Origin of the sequence: Enterovibrio norvegicus DSM 15893, from assembly GCF_900115495.1 — a bacterium.
GTDB lineage: Bacteria > Pseudomonadota > Gammaproteobacteria > Enterobacterales > Vibrionaceae > Enterovibrio > Enterovibrio norvegicus.
Genome location: NZ_FOWR01000018.1, coordinates 74,934 through 99,590, shown reverse-complemented (window position 1 = coordinate 99,590; position 24,657 = coordinate 74,934). Strand labels below are relative to the sequence as shown.

23 protein-coding genes are annotated in these 24,657 nt (G+C 47.1%); 14 read left to right on the top strand and 9 right to left on the bottom strand.

Annotated elements, in window-relative coordinates:
- Both BM082_RS13165 and fur read right to left on the bottom strand, forming a co-directional pair.
- Window positions 1-273: transposase domain-containing protein (locus tag BM082_RS13165; protein ID WP_208862527.1), on the bottom strand; the 273-nt coding region annotated here is incomplete at its 3' end.
- Window positions 274-395: 122 nt separating this feature from the next.
- Window positions 396-845 carry a ferric iron uptake transcriptional regulator gene (fur, locus tag BM082_RS13160; protein WP_017014121.1) on the bottom strand — a complete coding sequence of 150 codons (450 nt, stop codon included), beginning with the start codon at window positions 843-845 and terminating at the stop codon, window positions 396-398.
- Between the two features lie 195 nt (window positions 846-1,040).
- Here fur and BM082_RS13155 point away from each other — a divergent pair, with 195 nt between their 5' ends.
- A complete protein-coding gene (locus tag BM082_RS13155) occupies window positions 1,041-1,538 on the top strand; it encodes a DUF4442 domain-containing protein (protein WP_074927239.1) in 498 nt (165 codons plus the stop codon).
- A 114-nt stretch (window positions 1,539-1,652) separates the two neighbouring features.
- Here BM082_RS13155 and fldA read toward each other — a convergent pair whose 3' ends face one another.
- The 3 genes from fldA to BM082_RS13140 all read right to left on the bottom strand — a co-directional run bounded on the left by fldA (window position 1,653) and on the right by BM082_RS13140 (window position 3,369).
- Window positions 1,653-2,180, bottom strand: a complete 528-nt coding sequence (gene fldA, locus BM082_RS13150) for a flavodoxin FldA (protein ID WP_017008817.1) — start codon at window positions 2,178-2,180, stop codon at window positions 1,653-1,655.
- 133 nt (window positions 2,181-2,313) lie between these two features.
- Window positions 2,314-2,535, bottom strand: a complete 222-nt coding sequence (locus BM082_RS13145; protein ID WP_017008818.1) for a DUF2788 domain-containing protein — start codon at window positions 2,533-2,535, stop codon at window positions 2,314-2,316.
- Window positions 2,536-2,595: 60 nt separating this feature from the next.
- Complete coding sequence (locus tag BM082_RS13140) at window positions 2,596-3,369, bottom strand: alpha/beta fold hydrolase (RefSeq protein WP_017008819.1); 774 nt, start codon at window positions 3,367-3,369, stop codon at window positions 2,596-2,598.
- A gap of 100 nt (window positions 3,370-3,469) precedes the next feature.
- Here BM082_RS13140 and seqA point away from each other — a divergent pair, with 100 nt between their 5' ends.
- Entirely contained in the window at window positions 3,470-4,015 is a 546-nt protein-coding gene (gene seqA, locus BM082_RS13135) for a replication initiation negative regulator SeqA (protein WP_017008820.1), read from the top strand.
- 138 nt (window positions 4,016-4,153) lie between these two features.
- Window positions 4,154-5,800, top strand: coding sequence for a phosphoglucomutase (alpha-D-glucose-1,6-bisphosphate-dependent) (gene pgm / locus BM082_RS13130; protein ID WP_074927237.1), 1,647 nt, complete (start codon window positions 4,154-4,156; stop codon window positions 5,798-5,800).
- A gap of 71 nt (window positions 5,801-5,871) precedes the next feature.
- On the opposite strand, the gene BM082_RS13125 is transcribed toward pgm, so the two are convergent.
- Window positions 5,872-6,639 carry a DUF1853 family protein gene (locus BM082_RS13125; RefSeq protein ID WP_074927235.1) on the bottom strand — a complete coding sequence of 256 codons (768 nt, stop codon included), beginning with the start codon at window positions 6,637-6,639 and terminating at the stop codon, window positions 5,872-5,874.
- A gap of 104 nt (window positions 6,640-6,743) precedes the next feature.
- On the opposite strand from BM082_RS13125, the gene BM082_RS13120 reads away from it, so the two are divergent.
- Window positions 6,744-7,502 (top strand): Nif3-like dinuclear metal center hexameric protein, encoded by a 759-nt coding sequence (locus BM082_RS13120; protein ID WP_074927233.1) that lies wholly within the window; start codon window positions 6,744-6,746, stop codon window positions 7,500-7,502.
- A gap of 94 nt (window positions 7,503-7,596) precedes the next feature.
- Here BM082_RS13120 and BM082_RS13115 read toward each other — a convergent pair whose 3' ends face one another.
- Entirely contained in the window at window positions 7,597-8,886 is a 1,290-nt protein-coding gene (locus tag BM082_RS13115; RefSeq protein ID WP_017008824.1) for a citrate synthase, read from the bottom strand.
- Window positions 8,887-9,290: 404 nt separating this feature from the next.
- Here BM082_RS13115 and sdhC point away from each other — a divergent pair, with 404 nt between their 5' ends.
- The 8 genes from sdhC to sucD all read left to right on the top strand — a co-directional run bounded on the left by sdhC (window position 9,291) and on the right by sucD (window position 18,820).
- On the top strand, window positions 9,291-9,683 hold the full coding sequence (gene sdhC / locus BM082_RS13110) for a succinate dehydrogenase cytochrome b556 subunit (RefSeq protein WP_017017785.1): 393 nt from the start codon (window positions 9,291-9,293) through the stop codon (window positions 9,681-9,683).
- The gene (gene sdhD, locus BM082_RS13105) at window positions 9,677-10,024 is read left to right on the top strand and encodes a succinate dehydrogenase, hydrophobic membrane anchor protein (RefSeq protein ID WP_017008826.1); all 348 of its coding nucleotides are present in this window, start codon (window positions 9,677-9,679) and stop codon (window positions 10,022-10,024) included. Before sdhC ends, sdhD begins: the two co-directional genes overlap by 7 nt.
- Window positions 10,025-11,791 (top strand): succinate dehydrogenase flavoprotein subunit, encoded by a 1,767-nt coding sequence (gene sdhA, locus BM082_RS13100; protein ID WP_017008827.1) that lies wholly within the window; start codon window positions 10,025-10,027, stop codon window positions 11,789-11,791.
- A 15-nt stretch (window positions 11,792-11,806) separates the two neighbouring features.
- A complete protein-coding gene (locus BM082_RS13095) occupies window positions 11,807-12,517 on the top strand; it encodes a succinate dehydrogenase iron-sulfur subunit (RefSeq protein ID WP_017008828.1) in 711 nt (236 codons plus the stop codon).
- A 114-nt stretch (window positions 12,518-12,631) separates the two neighbouring features.
- Window positions 12,632-15,442, top strand: coding sequence for a 2-oxoglutarate dehydrogenase E1 component (gene sucA / locus BM082_RS13090; RefSeq protein WP_017008829.1), 2,811 nt, complete (start codon window positions 12,632-12,634; stop codon window positions 15,440-15,442).
- Between the two features lie 28 nt (window positions 15,443-15,470).
- Window positions 15,471-16,685: a 2-oxoglutarate dehydrogenase complex dihydrolipoyllysine-residue succinyltransferase gene (gene odhB, locus BM082_RS13085; protein WP_017008830.1), complete on the top strand. Its 1,215-nt coding sequence runs from the start codon at window positions 15,471-15,473 to the stop codon at window positions 16,683-16,685.
- A gap of 96 nt (window positions 16,686-16,781) precedes the next feature.
- A complete protein-coding gene (gene sucC / locus BM082_RS13080) occupies window positions 16,782-17,948 on the top strand; it encodes an ADP-forming succinate--CoA ligase subunit beta (protein ID WP_017008831.1) in 1,167 nt (388 codons plus the stop codon).
- Window positions 17,948-18,820, top strand: coding sequence for a succinate--CoA ligase subunit alpha (gene sucD, locus BM082_RS13075; RefSeq protein WP_017014116.1), 873 nt, complete (start codon window positions 17,948-17,950; stop codon window positions 18,818-18,820). Before sucC ends, sucD begins: the two co-directional genes overlap by 1 nt.
- An 89-nt stretch (window positions 18,821-18,909) precedes the next feature.
- Here sucD and znuB read toward each other — a convergent pair whose 3' ends face one another.
- Window positions 18,910-19,695, bottom strand: a complete 786-nt coding sequence (znuB, locus tag BM082_RS13070; protein ID WP_017014115.1) for a zinc ABC transporter permease subunit ZnuB — start codon at window positions 19,693-19,695, stop codon at window positions 18,910-18,912.
- A gap of 1 nt (window position 19,696) precedes the next feature.
- The gene (gene znuC / locus BM082_RS13065) at window positions 19,697-20,455 is read right to left on the bottom strand and encodes a zinc ABC transporter ATP-binding protein ZnuC (protein ID WP_026024919.1); all 759 of its coding nucleotides are present in this window, start codon (window positions 20,453-20,455) and stop codon (window positions 19,697-19,699) included.
- Between the two features lie 81 nt (window positions 20,456-20,536).
- Here znuC and znuA point away from each other — a divergent pair, with 81 nt between their 5' ends.
- Window positions 20,537-21,439, top strand: a complete 903-nt coding sequence (znuA, locus tag BM082_RS13060) for a zinc ABC transporter substrate-binding protein ZnuA (protein WP_017008835.1) — start codon at window positions 20,537-20,539, stop codon at window positions 21,437-21,439.
- 278 nt (window positions 21,440-21,717) lie between these two features.
- Window positions 21,718-24,543 (top strand): AraC family transcriptional regulator, encoded by a 2,826-nt coding sequence (locus tag BM082_RS13055; RefSeq protein ID WP_074927231.1) that lies wholly within the window; start codon window positions 21,718-21,720, stop codon window positions 24,541-24,543.
- Window positions 24,544-24,657 lie beyond the last annotated feature (114 nt).

Genomic DNA, 24,657 nt, shown 5'->3' with positions numbered 1-24,657 from the left:
GGCGAGAGGAGGAAGTTCCCCTTTGGTATCAGGAAAAGCCAACTCAAGTTGGTCACAAACATTCTGAATCGAGCGATTGCGCAGTAATCCAATCCCTAAAACTAGCCAAACAGCCTGCTCAGCGGGAAAGCGACGTTTACGCAAAGAAGCGCGTCCGGTTTGTTTGACTGCTTCTTCAACCCACTCAAGAGGAATGTGTTTAGAGAATGCGTTGATAGGGTGGTCTTGGCAAAACTCAGCGGTGATGTGTAACTCTTTCAAAAACTCAGACATAAAAAATCGGCCTCAACAATGTTGAGGCCGATTATGAAGCCTGTGTAGGATCGTTCAATGACTTAAAACGATCGGCATTAAGCCTAGGCTCCGGTTTTTTTATGTTCTTTTTTGCAAAGGTATTAATCTTCGTCGTTATGAATACTAGGATCTGCTTTACAATCGCCCTCTATGCAGTGGCCATAAAGGTAGAGACTGTGGTTGGTTAGACGCACATTGTATTGGGTCGCGATTTCGCGCTGGCGCTGTTCGATCGTTTCGTCGGTAAATTCGATCACTTTGCCACAATCTAAACAGACAAGATGGTCATGGTGATGTTGAGTGGCTAATTCGAATACGGACTTACCGCCTTCAAAATGGTGACGAGTAACAATCCCTGCATCGTCGAATTGGTTTAATACGCGATAAACAGTAGCTAAGCCGATTTCTTCGCCAATATCAATAAGCTTCTTATAGAGGTCTTCGGCGCTGATGTGCTGACAGTCCGGCTGTTGCAAGACTTCTAAAATCTTTAAGCGCGGCAGGGTGACTTTTAATCCTGCGTCTTTCAGTGCCTTGTTGTTATCTGACATCCGGTTCTTCCTACGTAATTGCGTTTTCCCTAAGTGTGAGTGAGAACGGGAAAATTGATAAGTAGCGTAACAAATGTGATAAGCCGCGGCTAGTAGGACAGACCAAATATCTGACTTAATTACTTGGTTTTGCGGCTTGTTGTCGAAATGCAAAAGTGGCAGGATAGGACTGGTTAGACCAGAAAGGGATGTCTTGTGTACAAATACTACAAACCACAGATTGTGAAATTCGCATTAAATTGCTGGCCGCCTTTTTGGGGAGCAGGTATCAAAATCATGTCGATCAGCGATGACTTTCGTGCGACGAAAGTCAGATTGAAGCTGCGTTGGTGGAACAAAAATGCAAATCGCACTCAGTATGGTGGCAGTATTTTTTCAATGACTGATCCGATTTATGCCTTGATGCTGATGGGGATCTTACGCGAAGAATATTTCGTGTGGGACAAAGAAGCTGATATCAATTTTATTAAGCCGGGTGCTTCCGCGCTATTTGCTGATTTTGTTATTTCTGAAGATGTGGTCACGTCGATAAAGAAGCAGACCGCAGGGGGAGATAAAGTCTTTCCTGAGTTTATTGTGAATGTGAAGAATGACGATGGCGAAGTGGTAGCACGGGTTCGTCGCGTACTTTATGTGCGTAAGAAGCCTGACTATCGAAAAGAGTCTAAAAACAAACATACCCAAACAACCTGAAGGTGCCAGATTCAATTCGCCTGAAGGGAGGCCCTCAATGCGCCAATTTTCAGGTTGTTTGTGCATAGACATAAAAAAACGCGCCATTGGCGCGTTTTTCTCGAATGCACTGGCTTAGCCTTCTAGCTCTGCAAGACACATTTCTTCGTGAATTTGCTTCACCCAGTTTTCAACACGCTGAGCGCTTAACTCTGGTTGACGGTCTTCATCAACACACAGACCCACAAAGTGGCTATCATCAACGAGCGCTTTAGACGCTTCAAACTCGTAACCTTCAGTTGGCCAATGACCAATGATGGTGCCGCCTTTGGTTTCAACGATGTCACGGACTGTGCCCATCGCGTCACAGAAGTACTCTGCGTAGTCTTCTTGGTCACCACAGCCGAAAATCGCAACCAGTTTGGTTGAGAAATCTACTTGCTCAAGTTCTGGGAAGAAGTCATCCCAATCACACTGTGCTTCACCGTAGTACCATGTTGGGATACCAAGCAGCAGAAGGTCAAAGTTATCGATGTCTTCTTTGCTACTTTTAGCGATGTCCTGAACGTGGACCAGTTGTTTACCCAGTTGTTTTTGAATCATCTTGGCGATAGCTTCAGTGTTACCTGTATCGCTACCAAAGAAGAGACCTACGCTCGCCATAATAGAGAGTACCTATTTTCTGTTAAGCGGGGTGCAATACATACAACCCCAAAATGTTAAGTGTAGAAGAAGGCCGCGCCTTCTTACTGTCGGAAACGTTTTTGCGTTTGAGTTGGGTTTGCAGGCGGCTTTATCAGCCTATGCCCGTTCCTTCCCAAAACAATTGGATGACGCCTTTGGTGATAAACCCTGCGCATCCTAGAAAAAGTACCAGCCAAACGATACGTCGACCAAAAGGGGGTACATTTCCTTCGTTAAGTACGTCCTTGATTGCCATGCCGATAAAAAAGAAAATGCCTGCAAAAAGCAGGTCCAGTCCAATCTTTTCGAGCAACTCGAAATGCTCGTGCAGCATTTCCGCCTCCGTTCGGAACTATTATTCGTCGCGCACTATATCACAACAAAGAGTGGACTGTTAACGCTCTGACTTTGTTAAAAAGCGAGTGATCACGCGAGCAACCGTATCCGGTTTTTCAGCGTGCAGCCAATGCCCTGTCCCTGCAACAACGTGTGCTTTTGCCTGTGGAAATTGACGTTCAATGCTGTCGCGGTGTTCCGCAGCAATATAATCAGAATCTGCGCCTTTCAAAAACAGGGTTTTCTTGTCAAACACACCATTAAGTGGCCAATCCGTAATGTCATCGTAGTTGGCTTCTAGGGCGGCAACATTGAATCGCCAGTTAAAGAGCCCATCGTCTTGCTTGGCGAGCGATTTTAACAAAAACTGCCTAACGCCTGGCTCTTTAACATGCTGAGATAATGTTTGCTCTGCCTCTTTTCGGTTCGCGATAGGAGTCTGCATGGTGGCATTTAAACCGGCTAGCACAGCATCGTGGCGTCTTACACGATATTGGACAGGGGCGATATCCATCACGACCAATTGATCAACAAGATCAGGGTTTGCCATTGCGAAGGCCATTGCGACCTTTCCGCCCATCGAGTGTCCAACAACAGAAACGTGATTCAGACCTTGTTGGGTGATGAAATCCTTTACTGCACTCGCTTGCGATGGGTACGTAACATCGTCGCTGCGAGGAGATTGGCCATGGTTGGGAAGATCAATCTGATACACCTTGTAGTGATCCGCTAAAACACGTGCCAGCCCGCCTAAATTATCTAAACTGCCGAAAAGTCCGTGGATCAACAATAAAGGTTGTCCTTCTCCTTGGATCTTAAAGTTCAAAAACACGGTTGTTTTCTCTCAATATGAATTGTTTGCCATAGAGTATACCTCTCTAACTCTGTATAATCGCCCCGTTGAATTGTAATTAGGACACGATGATCAAACGATGAAGACGATTGAGGTTGATGAAGAGCTATACCGGTACATTGCCAGCCAAACTCAACACATTGGTGAAAGCGCATCTGATATTCTGCGTCGACTGCTAATGGCACCACAGGTTGAGCAGCCTTCTGCTGCTGCGTTGGAAACAGCGTCAAGACCACAAGGTATTGTTGTTAGTAAAGATGCAGGTAAGAGCGACACCATCGATCGTGTTAAGGAAATGCGTTCGTTGTTGATCTCTGATGAATTTGCCGCACAAGATAAAGCGATTGGTCGTTTTATGTTGGTGTTGTCGGCACTGTATCGTATTGATGGGCAATCATTTTCAGAAGCAACTGCACTGAAAGGCCGAACCCGTGTCTATTTCGCTGATAATGAGCAAACGCTATTAGAAAGCGGAAAAACCACTAAACCAAAACACATCCCAAGCACACCGTTTTGGGTTATCACTAACACCAATACTGGCCGAAAACGCCAGATGGTTGAGCAGTTGATGGCTAAAATGGGCTTTGCTAACGACATTACCGAGAAGGTTGTCGGCGAAATTTAATGCTGGCTGTTGCCAAGCATTAACGCGAACGCATTGAGCTTTCAGTGCTGTTCAGCGTAACGCGAAATTTTAGAGGCTTTGTCTTTGACAAGCCTCTAACTCTATATAACTACTCATTTCCTGAAAGGATGCGACTGTATGGCTAGCCGCGATCGTGCAGGGCAACGTGCTCAGCAGCAAGATCTCTACAATATTCCTCTTCTTGTCTCAAACTACTTCCAGTTAACACCAGACCCAAAAAACGCTGATCACAACGTTGCATTTGGCACGTCAGGCCACCGTGGATCTGCAGATAAATCGACATTTAACCAACACCACATCTGGGCGATAGCACAAGCCGTTGCTGAAGTTCGCGCTAAAAACGGTGTAACAGGCCCGCTTTACGTAGGTAAAGACACGCACGCGTTGTCAGAACCGGCATTCTGTTCTTTGGTTGAAGTACTCATTGCGAATGGCGTGAATGTGATTGCGCAGGAAGCGGGCGGATACACACCAACACCGGGTATTTCACACGCTATTCTTGTTCACAATATCGCGAAAAGCACACAGGCGGACGGCATTGTGATCACGCCATCTCACAACCCACCTCAAGATGGGGGCATTAAGTACAACCCTCCGCATGGTGGACCTGCTGAAGGCGATATCACGAAAGCCATAGAGTCTCGTGCAAATGATCTTATCGCTGAGGGACTTGTGGGAGTGCAACGCATGGGTTACGCCGATGCGATCGCAAGTGATCTTTTCGTCGAGCAAAACTTCGTGCCTGCTTACGTTGAAGACCTTAGCAATGTGATCGACATGGTGGCCATCAAACAAGCCAATTTACGCATTGGTGTCGATCCACTGGGTGGTTCTGGCATTGATTATTGGAAGGCGATTGCCGCGCACTACGATTTGGACATTACACTGGTCAATGATGATGTTGATCCGTCGTTCCGTTTCATGTCGTTGGATAAAGACGGTGCAATCCGCATGGACTGTTCGTCGCCTTACGCGATGGCAGGCTTGCTTGCGTACAAAGACAACTACGATTTAGCGTTTGGTAATGATCCTGATTTTGATCGCCACGGCATTGTGACACCTTCTGGCTTGATGAACCCGAACCACTACCTTGCGGTATGCATCGATTATCTTTACCGCAATCGTCCAGAATGGTCATCAGATATTGCCGTTGGGAAAACGTTGGTATCCAGTGCCATTATCGACAAAGTCGTTGCAAGCCTGGGCCGTGAACTGTGTGAAGTGCCTGTTGGCTTCAAGTGGTTTGTTGATGGTTTATTCAGCGGAAAAATCGGCTTTGGCGGCGAAGAAAGTGCGGGTGCATCTTTCTTGCGTAAAGATGGTACACCTTGGTGTACTGACAAAGACGGCATTTTGTTGTGTTTGTTGGCGGCAGAAATTACCGCGGTAACTGGGAAGAATCCACAGCAATATTACGATGAATTGGCCGCGAAGTTTGGTGCATCTAGTTACAACCGCATTCAAGCTGTTGCGAATGGACAGCAAAAAGCGGTGCTCAGTAAGTTGTCTGCCGAAATGGTGACTGCGGATACATTGGCGGGTGACTCAATCGTTGCGAAACTGACGCATGCCCCAGGTAACGGTCAAGCCATTGGTGGCTTGAAAGTGACTACTGAGTTTGGCTGGTTTGCTGCACGCCCATCGGGTACAGAAGACGTTTACAAAATTTACTGCGAAAGCTTTAAAGGCGATGCGCACTTGCGTCTGATTGAAGAAGAAGCAGAAAAAATCGTGAGTGACGTGTTCACAAACGCAGGACTCTAACCCGCGTGAGAAATGACAAAGCCATCGCGAATTGCGGTGGCTTTTTTGTTTCTACCCATTGAAGAACATGTTTACACGTGTGCAGTAGGCCAATCGTCAGGAACAATGAACCAGTGTTTACCCTCTTCGTCGACCACATGCTGGGCGCGCTGAAGTGGCGTTCTCATGATAAATGGCTCAAGCGTTGAGTGTTGTGGTGCAGCCATCCACTGATGCCTTTCAAGCTCGAAGAAACGTTTTTCCGCTGGGCACTGTTTTGCCCAGCACCAATATCCTGATATTGCATCAGGTTCGACGTTAGGGTTTTCCACCTTTTGTGTATCTAAAAAGGGGTTTACGTATAAACGTCCTTGAACCAACAATTTCCGCTTGCTCACGTTTAGATGCGGGAATTGCGACACAAAGGCATCTGTTTGAGAAAGCGGCAGTTGGTGTCCCATCATCTTCTGATATTTTTTTGCGAGGGTGTCTTTGGCATTCGGTCCGTGCCACTCACCGTGATAGGCGAGGTAAAATTTTATCGCCACTTCCCAATGTTCCAATTCACCGCTCGCATTTTTCACGATGAAATCAATCGCACCGAGTGTTCTTCCGTTCTCGTCTACCTGAAGCTCCTCTTCGACGATTTGGTATTCAGGGTGCGTATTGAGCAGTGATTGAATCAACCATTGGTAGTAAAACCCTATTCGTCTTCCGCCTTGATAATCTAGTTGGTGAGGACGTTGTTGTAACTGCCAAAACGCGTCATCAACTTGAATGTCGTTGCTGATACTGACCACACTGGGTGCGTTGAGGATCCATTCGATATCACGCTCGATCTGGTCTGGGTTGGAAAACATAGAGTTACATCCTTGATACGCAATAAGGCTAGGTTAACGTAAATCGGGTGCTTCGGTATACAATGTGGGAATACATCGACCCTTTTCCGTGATTTAGGATGAACATGAATAACTTCGAATTAGAAGCGCTGCTCAACACCTTTTTGAAGCCTCAGGCCATAAAAGATTACTGCCCTAACGGCATGCAAGTTGAAGGGAAGCCAGACGTGATGAAAATAGTCACGGGTGTGACTGCGTGCCAGGCGCTGATTGACGAAGCTATTGCACATAATGCCGATGCAATATTGGTCCATCATGGTTATTTTTGGCGCGGTGAGTCTGAGCCTTTGAAAGGCATGAAGTTTCGCCGAATCAAAGCGTTGATTGAGAACGGTATTAATTTGTATGCCTATCACCTTCCTCTCGATGTGCATCCTGAAGTGGGGAACAATGCCCAGTTGGCAGCGATGTTGGATATCGATGTAAAAGGCGGGCTGGAAGAGGGGAATCCGAATTCTGTTGCCATTTGGGGCGAACTTAAATCACCAATGTCAGCTGACGCTTTCTCATCATTCATTCAGCAAAGATTGAATCGTACACCTTTGCATATTGATGGTGGCATACCCGGTGACATCAAGCGTGTTGGCTGGTGCACCGGCGGTGGTCAGGACTTTATTGATCTTGCCGCAAGTAAAGGCCTAGATGCCTTCATTTCCGGTGAAGTATCAGAGCGCACCACGTTCTCAGCAAGAGAGCAGGGGATCCATTACTTTGGTGCAGGACACCACGCGACTGAGCGTTATGGCGTGAAAGCATTGGGTGAATGGTTGGCACAACAGCACGGCTTTGACGTCAGTTTTATTGACATTGACAACCCTGTTTAGGGCGTGAAGTTAAGCGAGAACATATTGCTTATTGATGACTGACAGGGATAAAAAAACGCCGCTATTGCGGCGTTTTTGATTTCCTAGCGTATGCTCAATCGCGTTCTTCGAGTGGCTTAAACTCACGCTGATCGTAACCAGTGTATAGCTGGCGTGGACGACCGATACGGTTTTGAGGATCACCGTGCATTTCATTCCAGTGTGCAATCCAACCGATGGTACGAGACATCGCAAAGATTACTGTAAACATTGAAACTGGAATGCCAATCGCCTTCAGGATGATACCTGAGTAGAAGTCGACGTTCGGGTACAGTTTTCTCTCAATGAAGTACGGGTCAGAAAGCGCAATGCGTTCTAGCTCCATAGCAACGTCCAACAATGGGTCGTTGATATTCAGTTCATCAAGAACATCATGACATGCTTGGTTCATGACTGTCGCACGTGGGTCATGGTTCTTGTAAACGCGGTGACCAAAGCCCATCAAACGGAATGGGTCATCTTTATCTTTCGCACGTTCAATGAACTCAGGGATGTTTTCAACTGAACCGATCTCTTCCAGCATCTTCAAACATGCTTCGTTTGCACCGCCGTGAGCAGGTCCCCAAAGTGATGCAATACCCGCTGCGATACACGCAAATGGGTTAGCACCAGAAGAACCGGCTAGACGAACGGTAGACGTTGACGCATTTTGTTCGTGGTCAGCATGCAGGGTAAAGATTTTATCCATTGCACGAGCAACAACCGGATTCACTTCATATTCTTCACATGGTGTGGCAAACATCATGTGAAGGAAGTTTTCTGCATAGTCTAAATCGTTACGTGGGTAGATAAACGGCTGCCCAATGGAATACTTGTAACACATTGCCGCTAGGGTCGGCATTTTAGACAGCAAACGGTATGCCGTGATCTCACGGTGAACATCGTTGTTGATGTCGAGTGAGTCGTGGTAGAACGCCGCAAGCGCACCAACAACACCAACCATTACGGCCATTGGGTGTGCATCTCGGCGGAAACCGTGGAAGAAGCTCGCGATTTGCTCGTGAACCATGGTGTGGCGGCTTACAACGCGACGGAATTCTGTATATTGAGCTTGAGTTGGGCTTTCGCCATACAGAAGGATATAACAAACTTCTAAATAGTCAGCGTTATTGGCGAGTTGATCAATCGGATAGCCTCTGTGCAGTAAAACGCCTGCGTCACCATCAATATAGGTAATTTGTGACTCACACGACGCTGTTGCAACAAAACCCGGGTCAAACGTAAAAAATCCATTTGCGCCCAAAGCACGAACATCGATCACTTCTGGACCGACTGTGCCTCCTTTGATCGGCAGTTCGATAGGTGCTTTCCCCTCAAGATGTAGGGTAGCTTTCTTATCTGCCATAACATTCTCCTTTGTTATTTTATAATCCTATCCCGGATACGGACCACGTTGTTGTACCGATCGCCGAATAATATGTCAATTTAGAGAAGTGAACTTTGTCGGGTGCGCGCAAGTATAAAAAATATGTGCAGTTTAAGTTAATGCTCTGTTTCGGGATTTCCGTCAATTTTATTGGTTTGTGTTTAAATGTTACGGGGCATATACTCTGCCGCAGGTCTCTGGATATTACACAAAGCCGAGGCGTTTCGGGGCTGAAATCGATATTTTTTCTGCGTAAAACGGCGCGTGAACTGCAGTAAATAGCAGTAGAGTCCGTAAAACGTAACCAAGATGTTGTAGGCCTAGCGCAGTCGCGAGATGTGATACCAGAGAGTGTTATAACAATAATTGCTCAATGGAGCTGAGTGGGCCATATCGTGAAAGTAAGAAAGCCAAGACCGGTAAACCTCGACCTCCAGACCATTCGCTTCCCTATCACAGCGATCGCGTCTATAGCGCACCGTGTATCGGGTGTAATCACCTTTATATCGGTTGCCATCCTACTATGGCTTTTAAGCCTGTCCCTTTCCTCCCCTAGTGGTTTCGAGTCTGCTGCAGGCTTCGTAGATAGCTTCTTCGCCAAATTTATTTTGTGGGGCATTCTCACTGCTTTGGCGTATCACATCGTTGGTGGTATCCGTCACCTGATGATGGACATGAAGTATTTCGAAGAACTTGAAACAGGCACGTTGAGTGCACAAGTTGCATTCGGCGTAACAGCGTTTCTATCTGTTTTAGCGGGGATTTTAGTATGGTAGGACATGTATCTTCTTTCGGTAGAAACGGGGTTCATGATTTTATCCTGATTCGCGCAACTGCCATCATAATGACTCTTTATACCCTCTACATGGTGGGATTTTTTGCATTTGGCCCTGAGCTAACGTACCAAACGTGGCTCGAGTTTTGGAGTCAAACAAGCAATAAAGTCTTTACCATGCTGGCACTTGTTTGCGTGCTAATCCATGCGTGGATCGGTATGTGGCAGGTATTGACTGATTACATCAAGCCAACACTGCTTCGTGCGCTGATGCAGTTCGGTATCGTTGCTTTGCTGTTCGTCTATCTGTTGACCGGCTTTTTCGTTTTGTGGGGTGTGTAAGTGAGTATTCCAGTAAGAGAATTCGACGCAATTGTTATTGGTGCGGGTGGCGCAGGTATGCGTGCTGCACTTCAAATTTCTGAGCAGGGCCTATCTTGTGCGCTGCTTTCTAAGGTTTTCCCAACACGTTCGCACACAGTGTCTGCTCAAGGTGGTATTACCGTTGCTCTGGGTAACTCCCATGAAGACAACTGGGAATGGCACATGTATGACACCGTGAAAGGGTCTGATTACATCGGTGACCAAAACGCAATTGAGTACATGTGTAAAACGGGTCCTCAATCCATTATCGAGCTGGAGAAAATGGGTCTTCCATTCTCACGTTTCGAAGATGGAAGCATTTACCAGCGTCCATTTGGCGGTCAGTCAAAAGCGTTTGGTGGTGAGCAGGCAGCACGTACTGCAGCAGCGGCTGACCGTACAGGTCACGCATTGCTTCATACGCTTTACCAACAGAACATTAAAAACAAAACAACGATTTTTTCTGAGTGGTATGCGCTTGATCTCGTGAAAAACCAAGACGGTGCTGTTGTTGGTGCAACAGCAATGGACATGGAAAGCGGCGAGATTTGTTACTTCAAAGCGAAAGCAACCATCCTCGCAACAGGTGGTGCTGGTCGTATCTACCAATCTACAACCAACGCACACATTAACACCGGTGATGGCGTAGGTATGGCATTGCGCGCAGGCGTGCCAATGCAAGACATGGAAATGTGGCAATTCCACCCTACTGGTATTGCTGGCGCAGGCGTTCTTGTTACTGAAGGTTGTCGTGGTGAAGGTGGTTACCTTCTCAACAAAGACGGTGAGCGCTTCATGGAACGTTATGCACCAAACGCGAAAGACCTTGCTGGTCGTGACGTTGTTGCACGTTCAATGATGGTTGAAATTCGTGAAGGCCGTGGCTGTGATGGCCCTTGGGGTCCACACCTTAAGCTGAAGCTGGATCACTTGGGTAAAGACGTTCTTGAAGCACGTCTACCAGGCATTTTGGAACTGTCGCGTACATTTGCCCACGTAGACCCAATCAAAGAACCTATTCCTGTCATTCCAACCTGTCACTACATGATGGGTGGTGTGCCAACGCAAATTTCAGGTCAAGCCATCAAACAAGATCCGAACGGCAATGATGTTGAAGTTCAAGGCCTGTTTGCGTGTGGCGAGATTGCGAGCGTTTCTGTTCATGGTGCTAACCGTCTGGGCGGTAACTCGCTACTTGATTTGGTTGTATTTGGCCGTGCAACAGGTCTTCACCTTGGTGAAACGCTGGCAGCACAAGTCGAAGCGCGTGATGCATCTGAATCTGACATTGAAGCGTCTCTGGCGCGTGTGAATCGTTGGAATTCAACGCAGAAAGGCGAAGACCCTGTTCAAATTCGTAAAGATCTTCAATCTTGCATGCAGAACAATTTCTCGGTATTCCGTGAAGGCGATGCCATGGCGAAAGGATTGGAAGAGCTTAAAGTTATCCGTGAGCGTCTCAAAGAAGCACGCTTGGATGACACCTCTAGCGAGTTCAACACGCAGCGTATTGAGTGTTTAGAGCTTGATAACTTGATGGAAACAGCATTCTCGACGGCTGTTGCGGCTAACTACCGTACCGAAAGTCGTGGTGCTCATGCTCGCTTTGATTTCCAAGAGCGTGATGATGATAATTGGTTGTGCCACACCATCTACAACCCAGAAACAGAAGCAATGACCAAGCGTGATGTAAACATGGAACCGATTCATCGTGATACGTTCCCGCCTAAAGCGCGTACATACTAAGGGAGGTAGATAATTATGAAACTGAATTTCTCTGTATATCGTTACAACCCGGATGTTGATGACGCGCCGCACATGAAAGGGTACACCCTTGAAGTGCCAGACGGCTCGGACATGATGGTACTGGATGCTCTGATCTTGTTGAAAGAACAAGATGCAACACTCGCGTTCCGTCGTTCTTGTCGCGAGGGTGTTTGTGGGTCTGACGGCATTAACATGAACGGTAAAAATGGATTGGCGTGTGTCACGCCGTTATCAGCACTGACTGATAAATCCAGCATTGTTATCCGACCATTACCAGGTCTACCCGTTGTGCGTGACTTGATTGTAGACATGACGCAGTTCTACACGAATTACGAGCGTGTGAAACCGTTCTTGATTAACGATGGCACACCACCATCGCGTGAAAATCTGCAATCACCGGATGATCGTGCACACCTTGATGGGCTGTATGAATGCATCATGTGTGCGTGTTGTACAACGTCTTGCCCATCGTTTTGGTGGAACCCAGACAAGTTTATCGGACCTGCTGGTCTCTTGGCGGCCTACCGCTGGCTTATCGATAGCCGAGACACTGCGACGGACGAACGTTTATCAGATCTGGACGACGCTTTTAGTGTTTTCCGTTGCCATAGCATAATGAACTGTGTAAATGTTTGTCCTAAAGGGCTTAATCCGACAAAAGCGATTGGTCACATTCGATCGATGCTGCTCAAACGAGCTGTCTAAGCCGCCGAATTGATAAAAAATCTAGATTTAGGCTCCTCGAGAGGGGAGCTTAAAAGGAGCCCGGCTAGTCCCCAGGCATCGCAACACATATAACTAAGTGGTTAAGGGATAACAATGCAAAATGGCGTGATGAAGGCTTGGCTTGAGTCTTCTCATTTGGCTGGCGCCAATGCAACTTACGTAGAAGACCTCTACGAACTGTACCTCAGTGACCCCGAGTCTGTAGAAAGCGAATGGCGAGTAATTTTTGATGAATTACCCGTTGTGAATGGAAAAGCACCCGAGCAGCCCCACTCAAGAGTTCGTGATTATTTTCGTAGACTCGCTACCGAGACAGCGCATCATAGTGCCTCAGTCAGTGACCCAGATGTAGACGCGAAGCAGGTTAAAGTATTGCAACTTATCAATGCTTACCGCTTTCGAGGACATCAACAAGCAAACTTGGATCCTTTAGGTATTTGGCAACGCGACCGTGTACCTGACTTAGATCCATCATTCCACAATCTCAACGAAGATGACTTCGAAGAGACCTTCAATGTTGGTTCTTTTGCTATTGGGCAAGAGAACATGAAACTTGCCGATTTGTATGACGCTCTGAATAAAACTTACTGTGGTTCTATCGGTGCAGAGTACATGCATATTACAGATACCGAAGAAAAACGTTGGCTCCAGCAACGCATCGAATCTGTGGTAGGTCAGCCTGAGTTTTCAACCGACGAAAAAATCACCTTACTTGAAGAGCTAACCGCAGCGGAAGGTCTTGAGCGCTATCTAGGCGCAAAATTCCCAGGCGCAAAGCGTTTTTCTTTGGAAGGTGGCGATGCCCTAATCCCAATGGTGAAAGAAATTATTCGCCAAGCGGGTGCAAACGGCGCACGCGAAGTTGTCGTTGGTATGGCTCACCGCGGTCGTCTGAACATGTTGGTCAACGTTCTTGGTAAGAAGCCTTCAGAACTGTTCGACGAATTTGCCGGTAAGCATGATGAAACATGGGGTACGGGTGATGTGAAATATCACCAAGGTTTCTCCAGTGACTTTGCAACGCCGGGTGGCGATGTCCACTTGGTCATGGCATTCAACCCCTCTCACCTAGAAATCGTGAACCCAGTTGTTATTGGCTCAGTTCGCGCACGTCAGGATCGTCTTGGCGATAAAGATGGTTCAACCGTCTTGCCCATTTCTATCCACGGTGACTCTGCGATTGCGGGTCAGGGTGTGGTTCAAGAAACGTTCAATATGTCACAAGCGCGTGGTTATCGCGTGGGTGGTACTATTCGGATTGTTGTCAACAATCAGGTTGGTTTCACAACGTCTAACCCGAGCGATACGCGTTCAACACAGTATTGTACTGACATTGCAAAAATGGTTCAGGCACCGATCCTTCACGTAAACGCAGATGATCCAGAAGCGGTCGCTTTTGTTTCTCGCTTAGCGTTGGATTATCGCAATACGTTTAAGCGCGATGTCGTTATTGATTTGGTGTGTTATCGCCGTCATGGGCACAACGAAGCTGACGAGCCTAATGCAACTCAGCCTCTGATGTACCAGAAAATCAAAAAACACCCAACACCTCGCAAGCTTTACGCTGATGTCTTAGCAGACCAAAAAGTGGCAGACATTGAAAAGGCTACGTATCTCATCAACGAGTATCGTGATGCCTTGGATCGTGGTGAGCACGTCGTTAGAGAATATCGCCCGATGGCGCTTCATTCGGTCGATTGGTCTCCTTATCTTGGACACGATTGGACTATAGAGTGGCCAAATACGTTTGATATGACGCGGTTGGTTGAACTTGGTCATCGAGTATGCCAATACCCAGAAAGCCATGTATTACAAAGTCGTGTGAACAAGCTTTACAACGATCGCATGTCGATGGTTAACGGTGAGAAAGCACTCGATTGGGGTATGGCTGAAACGCTCGCTTATGCAACCTTGGTTGATGAAGGTAAACGTATTCGTATCAGTGGTCAGGACGCGGGTCGAGGAACATTCTTCCACCGACATGCGGTATTGCACAATCAAACCGATGCAAGTACCTATATTCCGCTATCAAATGTTCACGACAACCAAGGACCATTCCAAGTGTTTGACTCCGTGTTGTCTGAAGAAGCGGTATTGGCTTTTGAATATGGTTATACCACGGCAGAACCAGGTGGTTTGACGATTTGGGAAGCACAATTCGGTGATTTTGCGAACGGTGCTCAAGTCGTTATTGACCAGTTTATTAGCTCCGGTGAGCAAAAGTGGGGTCGCATGTGTGGCTTGACGATGCTTCTACCTCACGGCTATGAAGGTCAAGGTCCTGAACACTCGTCTGCACGTCTCGAACGCTACTTGCAGCTTTGCGCTGAGCAAAACATGCAAGTCTGTGTGCCTTCTACGCCAGCACAGATTTATCACATGATTCGTCGTCAAGTACTTCGCCCAATGCGTCGTCCATTGGTTGTCATGTCACCTAAATCTTTGTTGCGTCATCCGTTATGTACCTCTTCGCTTGAAGAACTTGCCAATGGTAATTTCCAAGCAGCAATTGGTGAAGTGGATGATCTGGATGCTGAAGCAGTGAAGCGCGTAGTATTTTGTTCCGGCAAAGTTTACTACGACTTGCTTGAAACCAGACGTAAAGAAGAAATTAAAGACGTTGCAATTGTACGTATTGAGCAGCTGTACCCGTTCCCGAAAGAGGACGTTCAAGCGGCGATTAGCCAGTATGTCAATGCGAAAGACTTTGTGTGGTGCCAAGAAGAACCTCAAAACCAAGGTGCTTGGTACAGTAGCCAACATAATTTCCGTCTCGCTATCCCGGCGGATGCCACGTTGAGTTATGCAGGACGCGCAGCGTCAGCATCTCCCGCTGTTGGTTATATGTCGGTGCACCTAAAACAACAAAAAGCGTTAATCGAAGACGCGCTTACCCTGAATTAAGAACTAGAAAGCTAAGGAAAATAACGATATGACAATCGAAATTCTGGTTCCCGACCTACCCGAGTCTGTTGCGGATGCGACAGTGGCAACATGGCACAAGAAACCTGGCGACGTTGTTGAACGCGACGACGTCTTGGTAGATATCGAAACCGATAAAGTGGTTCTTGAAGTGCCTGCACCTGAAGCTGGTGTGTTGGAAGCTATTATTGAAGAAGAAGGTGCTACGGTTCTTTCTAAGCAACTGCTCGCGAGAATCAAAGCGGGCGCCGTTGCTGGTGAACCAACACAAGACTCCACAGCATCGACAGAGGCATCGCCAGACAAACGTCACACAGCGTCGTTGACGGAAGAACAAAGTGACGCGCTAAGCCCTGCGGTTCGCCGCTTGCTTGCAGAGAATGATCTGAAGGCAGAGCAAGTGAAAGGCACTGGTGTTGGTGGCCGTATCACACGTGAAGACGTGGACGCGTTCGTTAAACAAGGTGGTGCGAAAAAAGCAGCACCTGCGCAACAGGCAAAAGACGATACGCCATCTCTTGGTCACCGCAGTGAGAAGCGTGTCCCTATGACACGTCTTCGCAAGCGTGTTGCTGAACGTCTACTTGAAGCGAAGAACAGCACTGCAATGCTGACAACGTTCAACGAAGTGAACATGAAACCTATCATGGACATTCGTAAGCAATATAAAGATGTGTTTGAAGAGCGTCATGGTATCCGTTTGGGCTTCATGTCTTTCTACGTGAAAGCAGTAGTAGAAGCATTGAAACGTTACCCTGAGGTAAACGCATCTATCGACGGTGATGAAATCGTTTATCACAACTTCTTTGATGTCAGCATGGCTGTATCAACCCCTCGTGGCTTGGTAACACCAGTGCTTCGCGACTGCGACCGTCTTGGTTTGGCAGATGTTGAAAAGGGCATCAAAGAATTGGCACTTAAAGGTCGCGACGGCAAGTTAACCGTTGACGATCTGACTGGTGGTAACTTCACTATCACCAATGGCGGCGTTTTTGGTTCATTGATGTCGACGCCAATCATCAACCCACCACAAGCTGCAATTCTTGGTATGCACAAGATCCAAGAGCGTCCAATGGCAGTGGATGGCAAGGTTGAGATTCTACCAATGATGTACCTTGCTCTTTCTTATGATCACCGTTTGATCGATGGACGTGAGTCTGTAGGTTTCTTGGTCACCATTAAAGAGCTTTTAGAAGACCCAACGCGTTTGCTGCTTGACGTATAAGCAGTCCGACTTCTGTCGGTAACAGGGGGCATGACGTCCCCTGTGTGGAAAGCAATATTAGACTTATAACATGGAAACTGACACGGATAGAACATCATGAATCTGCACGAATATCAGTCAAAACAGCTGTTTGCTGAATACGGGCTGCCAGTATCGGAAGGGTACGCCTGTGACACTCCTCAAGAAGCTGCGGAAGCAGCGGACAAGCTTGGCGGCAACAAATGGGTTGTAAAATGCCAAGTACACGCTGGTGGTCGCGGTAAAGCGGGCGGCGTAAAGCTTGTTAGCACAAAAGAAGAAATCAAAGAGTTTGCTCAAAACTGGTTGGGCAAAAACCTTGTCACTTACCAAACAGATGCGAATGGTCAACCTGTAAGCAAAATCTTGGTTGAAGATTGCACTGACATCGACAAAGAACTTTACCTTGGTGCTGTTGTTGACCGTGGCACACGTCGCGTTGTTTTCATGGCATCAACGGAAGGTGGTGTGGAAATCGAAAAAGTTGCGGAAGAAACACCGGAACTGATCCACAAAGCCGCGATTGATCCACTGGTTGGCCCTCAGCCATACCAAGGTCGTCAACTTGCATTCAAACTTGGCTTGCAAGGCGACCAAATCAAGCAGTTCACCAAAATTTTCATGGGCATCGCTAAGCTGTTCATTGAGCGTGATGTCGCATTGGTTGAAGTTAACCCGTTGGTGATTACTGACAAAGGTAACTTACACTGCCTAGATGCCAAACTTACCATCGATAGCAACGCTGTTTATCGTCAACCGAAAGTGCGTGAAATGCACGATCCTAGCCAAGACGATGCACGTGAAGCGCACGCAGCTCAGTGGGAACTGAACTACGTTGCTCTAGACGGCAGCATTGGCTGTATGGTTAACGGCGCAGGTCTTGCTATGGGTACGATGGACATCGTAAACCTGCATGGCGGTAGCCCAGCAAACTTCTTGGATGTTGGCGGCGGCGCGACAAAAGAGCGCGTTACTGAAGCATTCAAAATCATCCTATCTGACGATAATGTAAAAGCCGTTTTGGTGAACATCTTCGGCGGTATCGTACGCTGTGACCTTATTGCAGATGGCATCATTGGTGCTGTTGAAGAGGTAGGCGTTAAGGTACCTGTTGTTGTTCGCCTAGAAGGTAACAACGCAGAACTTGGAACTCAAAAATTGGCCGATAGCGGCCTGAACATTATTGCTGCGACCTCACTGACTGAAGCAGCTGATAAAGTTGTTGCTGCAGCGGAGGGCAAATAATGTCTGTTTTGATCAATAAAGATACCAAAGTTATTTGCCAAGGTTTTACCGGTGGTCAAGGTACGTTCCACTCTGAGCAAGCGCTTGAGTACGGTACGCAAATGGTAGGTGGTGTTTCTCCTGGTAAAGGCGGTTCAACTCACCTTGGTCTTCCTGTATTCAACACAGTGGCGGAAGCTGTGGAAGCTACGGGTGCAACAGCATCTGTAATCTACGTGCCAGCACCATTCTGTAAAGATGCAATCTTAGAAGCGATTGATGCAGGCGTTGAGCTTATCGTCACCATCACAGAAGGCATTCCTACGCTAGACATGCTAGAAGTGAAAGTGAAGCTAGATGAAGCTGGCGTTCGCATGATCGGTCCTAACTGCCCAGGTGTTATCACCCCAGGCGAATGTAAAATCGGTATCATGCCGGGTCACATTCACAAGCCAGGTAAAGTGGGTATCGTATCGCGCTCAGGTACGTTGACTTACGAAGCTGTTAAGCAAACGACGGATGAAGGTTTCGGCCAATCTACTTGTGTAGGTATTGGTGGTGACCCAATTCCAGGTTCAAACTTTATCGACGTTCTAGAAATGTTCGAGAAAGATCCTGCGACTGAAGCGATCGTTATGATCGGTGAAATCGGCGGCACTGCAGAAGAAGAAGCTGCTGCATACATCAAAGAGAACGTTACTAAGCCTGTTGTCTCTTACATTGCAGGTGTTACCGCACCTCCAGGTAAGCGTATGGGTCACGCTGGTGCGATCATCTCTGGTGGTAAAGGTACTGCGGAAGACAAATTTGCGGCACTTGAAGCTGCTGGCGTGAAAACCGTTAAGAGCCTTGCTGACATCGGTAAAGCACTTCGCGAAAGCACTGGCTGGTAATACAGCTAATGCGCTGTCTTCGGATACGCTGAAAAATAAAAACCGCTCCTATGAGCGGTTTTTTTATGCGTTCCATACGGCGTATTGGTTTATTCCACTTGTCGGCGGAATTGGCTAATGAAAAATAATAAGCCGGCAAACACAACCACTGATGGGCCTGCTGGCGTATCTTCAAACCAAGACAGCGAGATACCGCCAAGCACCGAAAGTACACCAATCACGCTGGCGAGTATCGCCATTTTTTCTGGGCTCGTGGAGAAACGTCTCGCGGTTGCCGCAGGAATGATCATTAAGGAAGTAATGATCAGCGCACCAACGAATTTCATCGCAATGGCAATAACCAACCCGACCATGAGCATAAGCACTAGTCGAAGTCGATCAACATTGTATCCGTCCACACGCGCAAGTTCTTCATTGACCGTAATGGCAAGAAGAGGACGCCACATTTTTATTAGCGTAAGCGTCACTAGCCCACAGCCAAGCGTAATCCAGCCCAGATCAGTGCTTGAAACGGACAGCAGATCACCGAATAGATACCCCATAAGATCGACACGTAAATCATCGACCAAGCTGATAGACACTAAGCCTAACGAGAGGGATGTGTGCGCGATAATGCCAAGGAGCGTATCGGTCGATACACTGCTTTTTCGTTGCAAGCCGACCAACAACATGGCGATCAGTAAACAACTCGCAACCAGCGCGACGTTCAAGTTAACTTGAAAAATAAACCCAAGTGACAAACCCAACAGCGAGGCGTGCGCTAACGTATCACCGAAGTAAGCCATTTTTCGCCATACGACAAACGAGCCCAGGGGGCCGACTGCGGCTGCGATCAAAATGCCCGCGAGAACAGGAATGGTCAAAAACTCAAGCATCTTAATGATCTCCATGCTGGCAAGGACCAACAGGATTGCCTGATAGATCGTGGTCGTGATTGTGGTGATGGTGATACAAGGCGAGCTGCTCGCTTTCTTGGCGGCCAAACATCGCTACATACTCTGGGTGTGATGAAATTGAATCAGGCGCACCTGAACAGCAAATGTGGTGCTGCAAACAAATGACCTCATCCGTTTTTGCCATCACAAGGTGCAGGTCATGGGAGACCATTAAAATGCCACAGTGCAGTTTGGCTTTCAGTTTGGCAATGAGACTGTAGAGTGCGAGTTGACCGGTGACATCAACACCTTGAACTGGCTCATCAAGTACCAATAAATCAGGTTTTTTCAGCACAGCATTTGCTAGCAAAACGCGTTGTGTTTCACCGCCTGAAAGCGTGTGCATGTTTGCGTTGAGTAACTTTGTTGCGCCCACGAGTGACAGGGCTTCGTTAATAGAAGCGGATGTTGCAAAAGGGTTTAGCTTTAGAAAGCGCTCTACGCGAAGCGGCAGCGCATCGTTAAGGTGAAGTTTTTGGGGAACATAACCAATCTTCACATTGCGGCTGCGTTCAACATTGCCTTCCGTGGGTTTGTTTAGGCCTATAACCGTTTTGACCAATGTCGACTTTCCTGCACCATTGGGACCAATAAGCGTGGTGATTTTGTCTCTGTATAGGGAAAACGTAACCCTGTCCAGAACGCTTCTGCCATCAAATACGACGGAAACGTTATTGAGTGTAACAAGAGGTGCGGACATAAATTCGACATGATGTTTAAAAGGAAGTGTTATATTATAACACTTTGCGCCACGATAAAATCACCAACCGTCGGAACACTTATGAGATTGAATCTTCCTCGTCTCCTCGCTATTGCTAGCTTGGTTGTTACTTGTGCTGCCTCAGCATCCCCTTTATCCATTGTTACCACCATCAAACCGCTGGCCTTGATCGTGAATGATATTGCAGGCGAGAGAGCCAATGTTGATGTTCTGCTGCCAACCAATGCCTCGCCGCACGACTATGCGTTGAAGCCTTCCGACATTAAAAAGATAAAATCGGCTGACATGGTGGTTTGGGTTGGTCCTGAACTCGAGTTGTTCCTTGAAAAAATATTATTAACTCAAAAGAATGCACTGCAGCTAACCAATTATGATGGCATGCCAGTGATGTATTACGGAGAGCAGGAAGGGCATGACGATCACGATCATCATGGCCATGATCACGCAGGTATCGATGGTCATATCTGGTTAGGGCCAGAACAAAGCAAAGTGATTGCAGAAGCAGTACGTGAATACTTAGCAAGAAAAGACCCGCAAAACGCCGCCGAATATAAAAACAATTACGATGAGTTTGTGGCTGAAATATCCCAAACGCAGCAGGTATTAACGGATAATTTCGCTGCGATCGAAAACAAAGGCTATTTCCTGTTTCATGATGCGTATGGTTACTTTGAAAGTGCTTTCGGTTTATCTCCGAGAGGGCACTTCACCGTCGATCCAGAGCGTAAACCTGGTGCAAGAACCTTGGTGACCATTCGTACAACATTGCAGAATAAAGAAGCACAATGCGTGTTTACTGAACCTCAATTCAATCCGTCTCTCATAAAGAGTGTGACCAAAGGAACGGGTGTGAAACTTGTTGAGCTAGACCCCATGGCGCAAGACTTGGATCTAAGTACTCAAGGTTATAAAGACTTCCTGCTGTCTTTAGGAGCGAGCTATTTAGAGTGCTTTCAGCCGTAATTAAAAACGCGCACGACCATTTAATACCGTGCTAGATATCTTGGCGCTGAACCCTCTGGGTTTGGCGCCTTTATATATTCCCTTCGTCATCCCCGTCTCAATCGAAGTGCTTTGTAAGGCGGTTTATTGGTTTCCGTATAGGCTTCATCCTTGTCGCGTTCAATGTTGTTTTGTTTGTGTGATCACTGTTGCAGTAATGAATCGCACTTGGATAGCAGTAAATAAAACCTGAGAAAATCTGCGGAATCAAAAATACGCGTTACTGCGGTGGAGCCCCCATGCCTCGCTTTTTGCATGTTCGAACCTTTTTCCGTTACTTTATGGCTTTTATACTGCTGATTGCAGCTCGTCTATCGTTTGCTGACCCTATTTTCTATGCATTTCCTTTTCAGCAGCCGAATGATACGACGTCCGTCGAATCCATTAAGTCGGTGGGGAGCTCGGGGATGTGGTTGCTCGATACCGCAGGTAACGTCAGCTATTACGACGGCGTTCACTTTCATGCACTTGAAGCGTTTGTCCCTACGCTGTCTATGCCTGTTTCTAGTCTTGAAGTCTTTGATGGCGCCTTATGGTTGATCGCCGATGACAACTTGTACGAATACAATCAAAATGAAAACACACTGACAAGGCATGACGTTGACGGTCCTACTCAAATCATCGCGAATGAACAACGCCTATGGGTCTCCACCAAAAACGCCGTCGTTGCGTTTCAAAAGGGCCAACGAATACCTGAAACGCTCTCTCTCCAACCCGTTAAGCGAATTTTCACGACGGCGAAGCGCACATATTTTCTAAAAGACAACGACCTCTATTTTGAAGAGAACACCGCCATTCCTGTGTTTTCACATGCATCAATAACAACGGTACAAGATGTTGATGATGCAATATGGGTTGGTACTCGTGAAGGTGTCTTCGTTTTACACCACGATGAACTGGCGGTTGCAAAAGGAGAGACATCGCAGCATTGGTATTTAGGGGGAAAACTTCTCAGCGACTCAGTCATTTCAAGTATCAACGTCAACGATGAGGGTGTATGGGTTGGAGGGCGAGACGGCTTGCGCGTTAGCCTGCACCTTGATTACTCATCTGTTCAATTTCGACAGATCGAGAATAATGCGGATGACATGTATGGTTTTGCCGGGAAGAACGTTTATGACATTGAAATCGCGGACAATGGTGACTTATGGGTCGCGACTGATCGGGCACTAAACTATCGTTCCGTCATCGCAATCAATATTGCGCGCTTTCCGCTCCATGATATTCGTGACGTGATGAGTGAAGGACGCATAAGCGGCTTAGAAAAAGATCGCGATAGCTATTTTATGAGCGTGAGGAATAAGTTGATTGCACTGTCCTCCAGCACCCTTGAAAAGCAACGTGTTGCCACATTAAACATTGTTGTCGAAAGCATGGATAGGTTAGATGCCACCCTTTGGGTTGCTGCATCATCGGGCCTGTATGCGTATTCATCAGCAACGTTAGAAGAAGAGCATTGGCGTGTACCATCGATGTTCACTCGTCAGCCAATTGACCGCGTGATTGCGGATTCTCATTCGCTTTGGATCATGGCTGGAAGCAGTGTGTATCGCTATTGGCCAAAAACAGAAACGATCGTTAACTACGGCAATGAGTGGTCGGGTGATGAGAATACACGTCTACATGCTGTCGTTGACATGGACGATGAAGGTATTTGGTTGGGTACGACCAATGGCATTTTTCATTTCTATGATGGTGCTTTCAATAAAGTAGTGTCTCGCGAACAAATTGGTGCCGTTCAGAGTTTGGAAGCCGATAGCTATGGTTATCTATGGGTGCTAACGAATCGAGGCGTTTATCGTCGATTGCATCAACCGTCGGCTGTGGGAATTGAACCGCTGATGTTCAATAGCGCGGAAGAGCGTACACGGTGCATTTCACTTACTGATGAAGCAGCGTTGCTGGTGACCAGTAAGGGCATACGAAAACTGCCTATGCTAGTTGGTGTACCAACTGTTGCTTACAACGCGAGCCAATTCAAGCAAGCTTCGACATTGCCACATTATTGCCATTTTAGTGATGACACCCTCGCGCTTGCTGGAGACTGGGGTGTGTTTTCCTTTAATCTACAAACAATAGGTGACCTGTTTGAACGGGAAGTGGTTGAAGCCAGTATTGGGGCGCTGTTTGTGGATGGTAAGCCTTGGCGCTTAGGGGCAAAACACAGCGAGCCATTGGCGTTTTCAAGTAAGAGTGCCTTGATGGTGGACGTTGGCCTAATGCCGTTTGGAAACCGGAAAGAGCTCCAATATCGCCTCGATGGGCGTGGTGCTGGTAACTGGTACAGTACGCAAGATCAGCGTTTAGTCTTTGATTCCCTCGAACCTGGGAATTATGCCCTCATTGTAAAAAGCCCGACGCGCGCAGATCCAGAACGTGAAGTAACATTGTTGTCTTTTTCAATCAACGCACCTTGGTTCTATAACCCTTGGTACTACATCAGCTTTATGCTTTTGATGGGGGGCGTGGGTTACCTTGTGGTTCGAAAACGAACAATGATTATCAAAGCTCAAAATAGACAGCTTAGAGAAACGGTGCATAAGAAAGTGGCAACCATTGCAAAACAGCAGCACTTTGTTGAGGTGACGCCGCAGGTCAGCGACGATTACCGCCACTTACCTTTGCCTAAAATGCTATCGTCGATTGAAGAAACGCCGTTACTCGGTGAGTTGGAACGCTTAGTAGAACATCAGGAAGACGATCTTGATGAGTCCAATGAATGGCGAGCATCAGTCAGCGCGCATATTGGTACTCATTTCCATGATCCTGAATATTCACCATCTATCCTTGCAAAAGCACTGTTTATCTCAGAACGAAGTCTTCAACGGCGCTTTAAAGTAGAGTTCGGTTGTACGTTTAAGGAAGCGTTGATTACAACGCGACTGGAACAGGCAGGTTGCATGTTGCTACAAGGGGATAAGATTTCCGATGTTGCTGTTGCATGCGGTTTTAATGAGCCGTCTTACTTTGCCAAATCGTTCAAAGCAAAATACAACTGCACACCTTCGCAGTTCAAAGAAGATAAAAATAAAGAAGGGATAGAGAAAAAAAAGAGCGTGGTATAGCCGCCAAGCTATACCACGGGTGCCAAAGACACCTTCGCTTGCTGCCGGAGGTGTGTGGGTAACCACACACCGTCTGGAATTTGTTTCGATTAGATGAATCCATTAAAGCGGTTT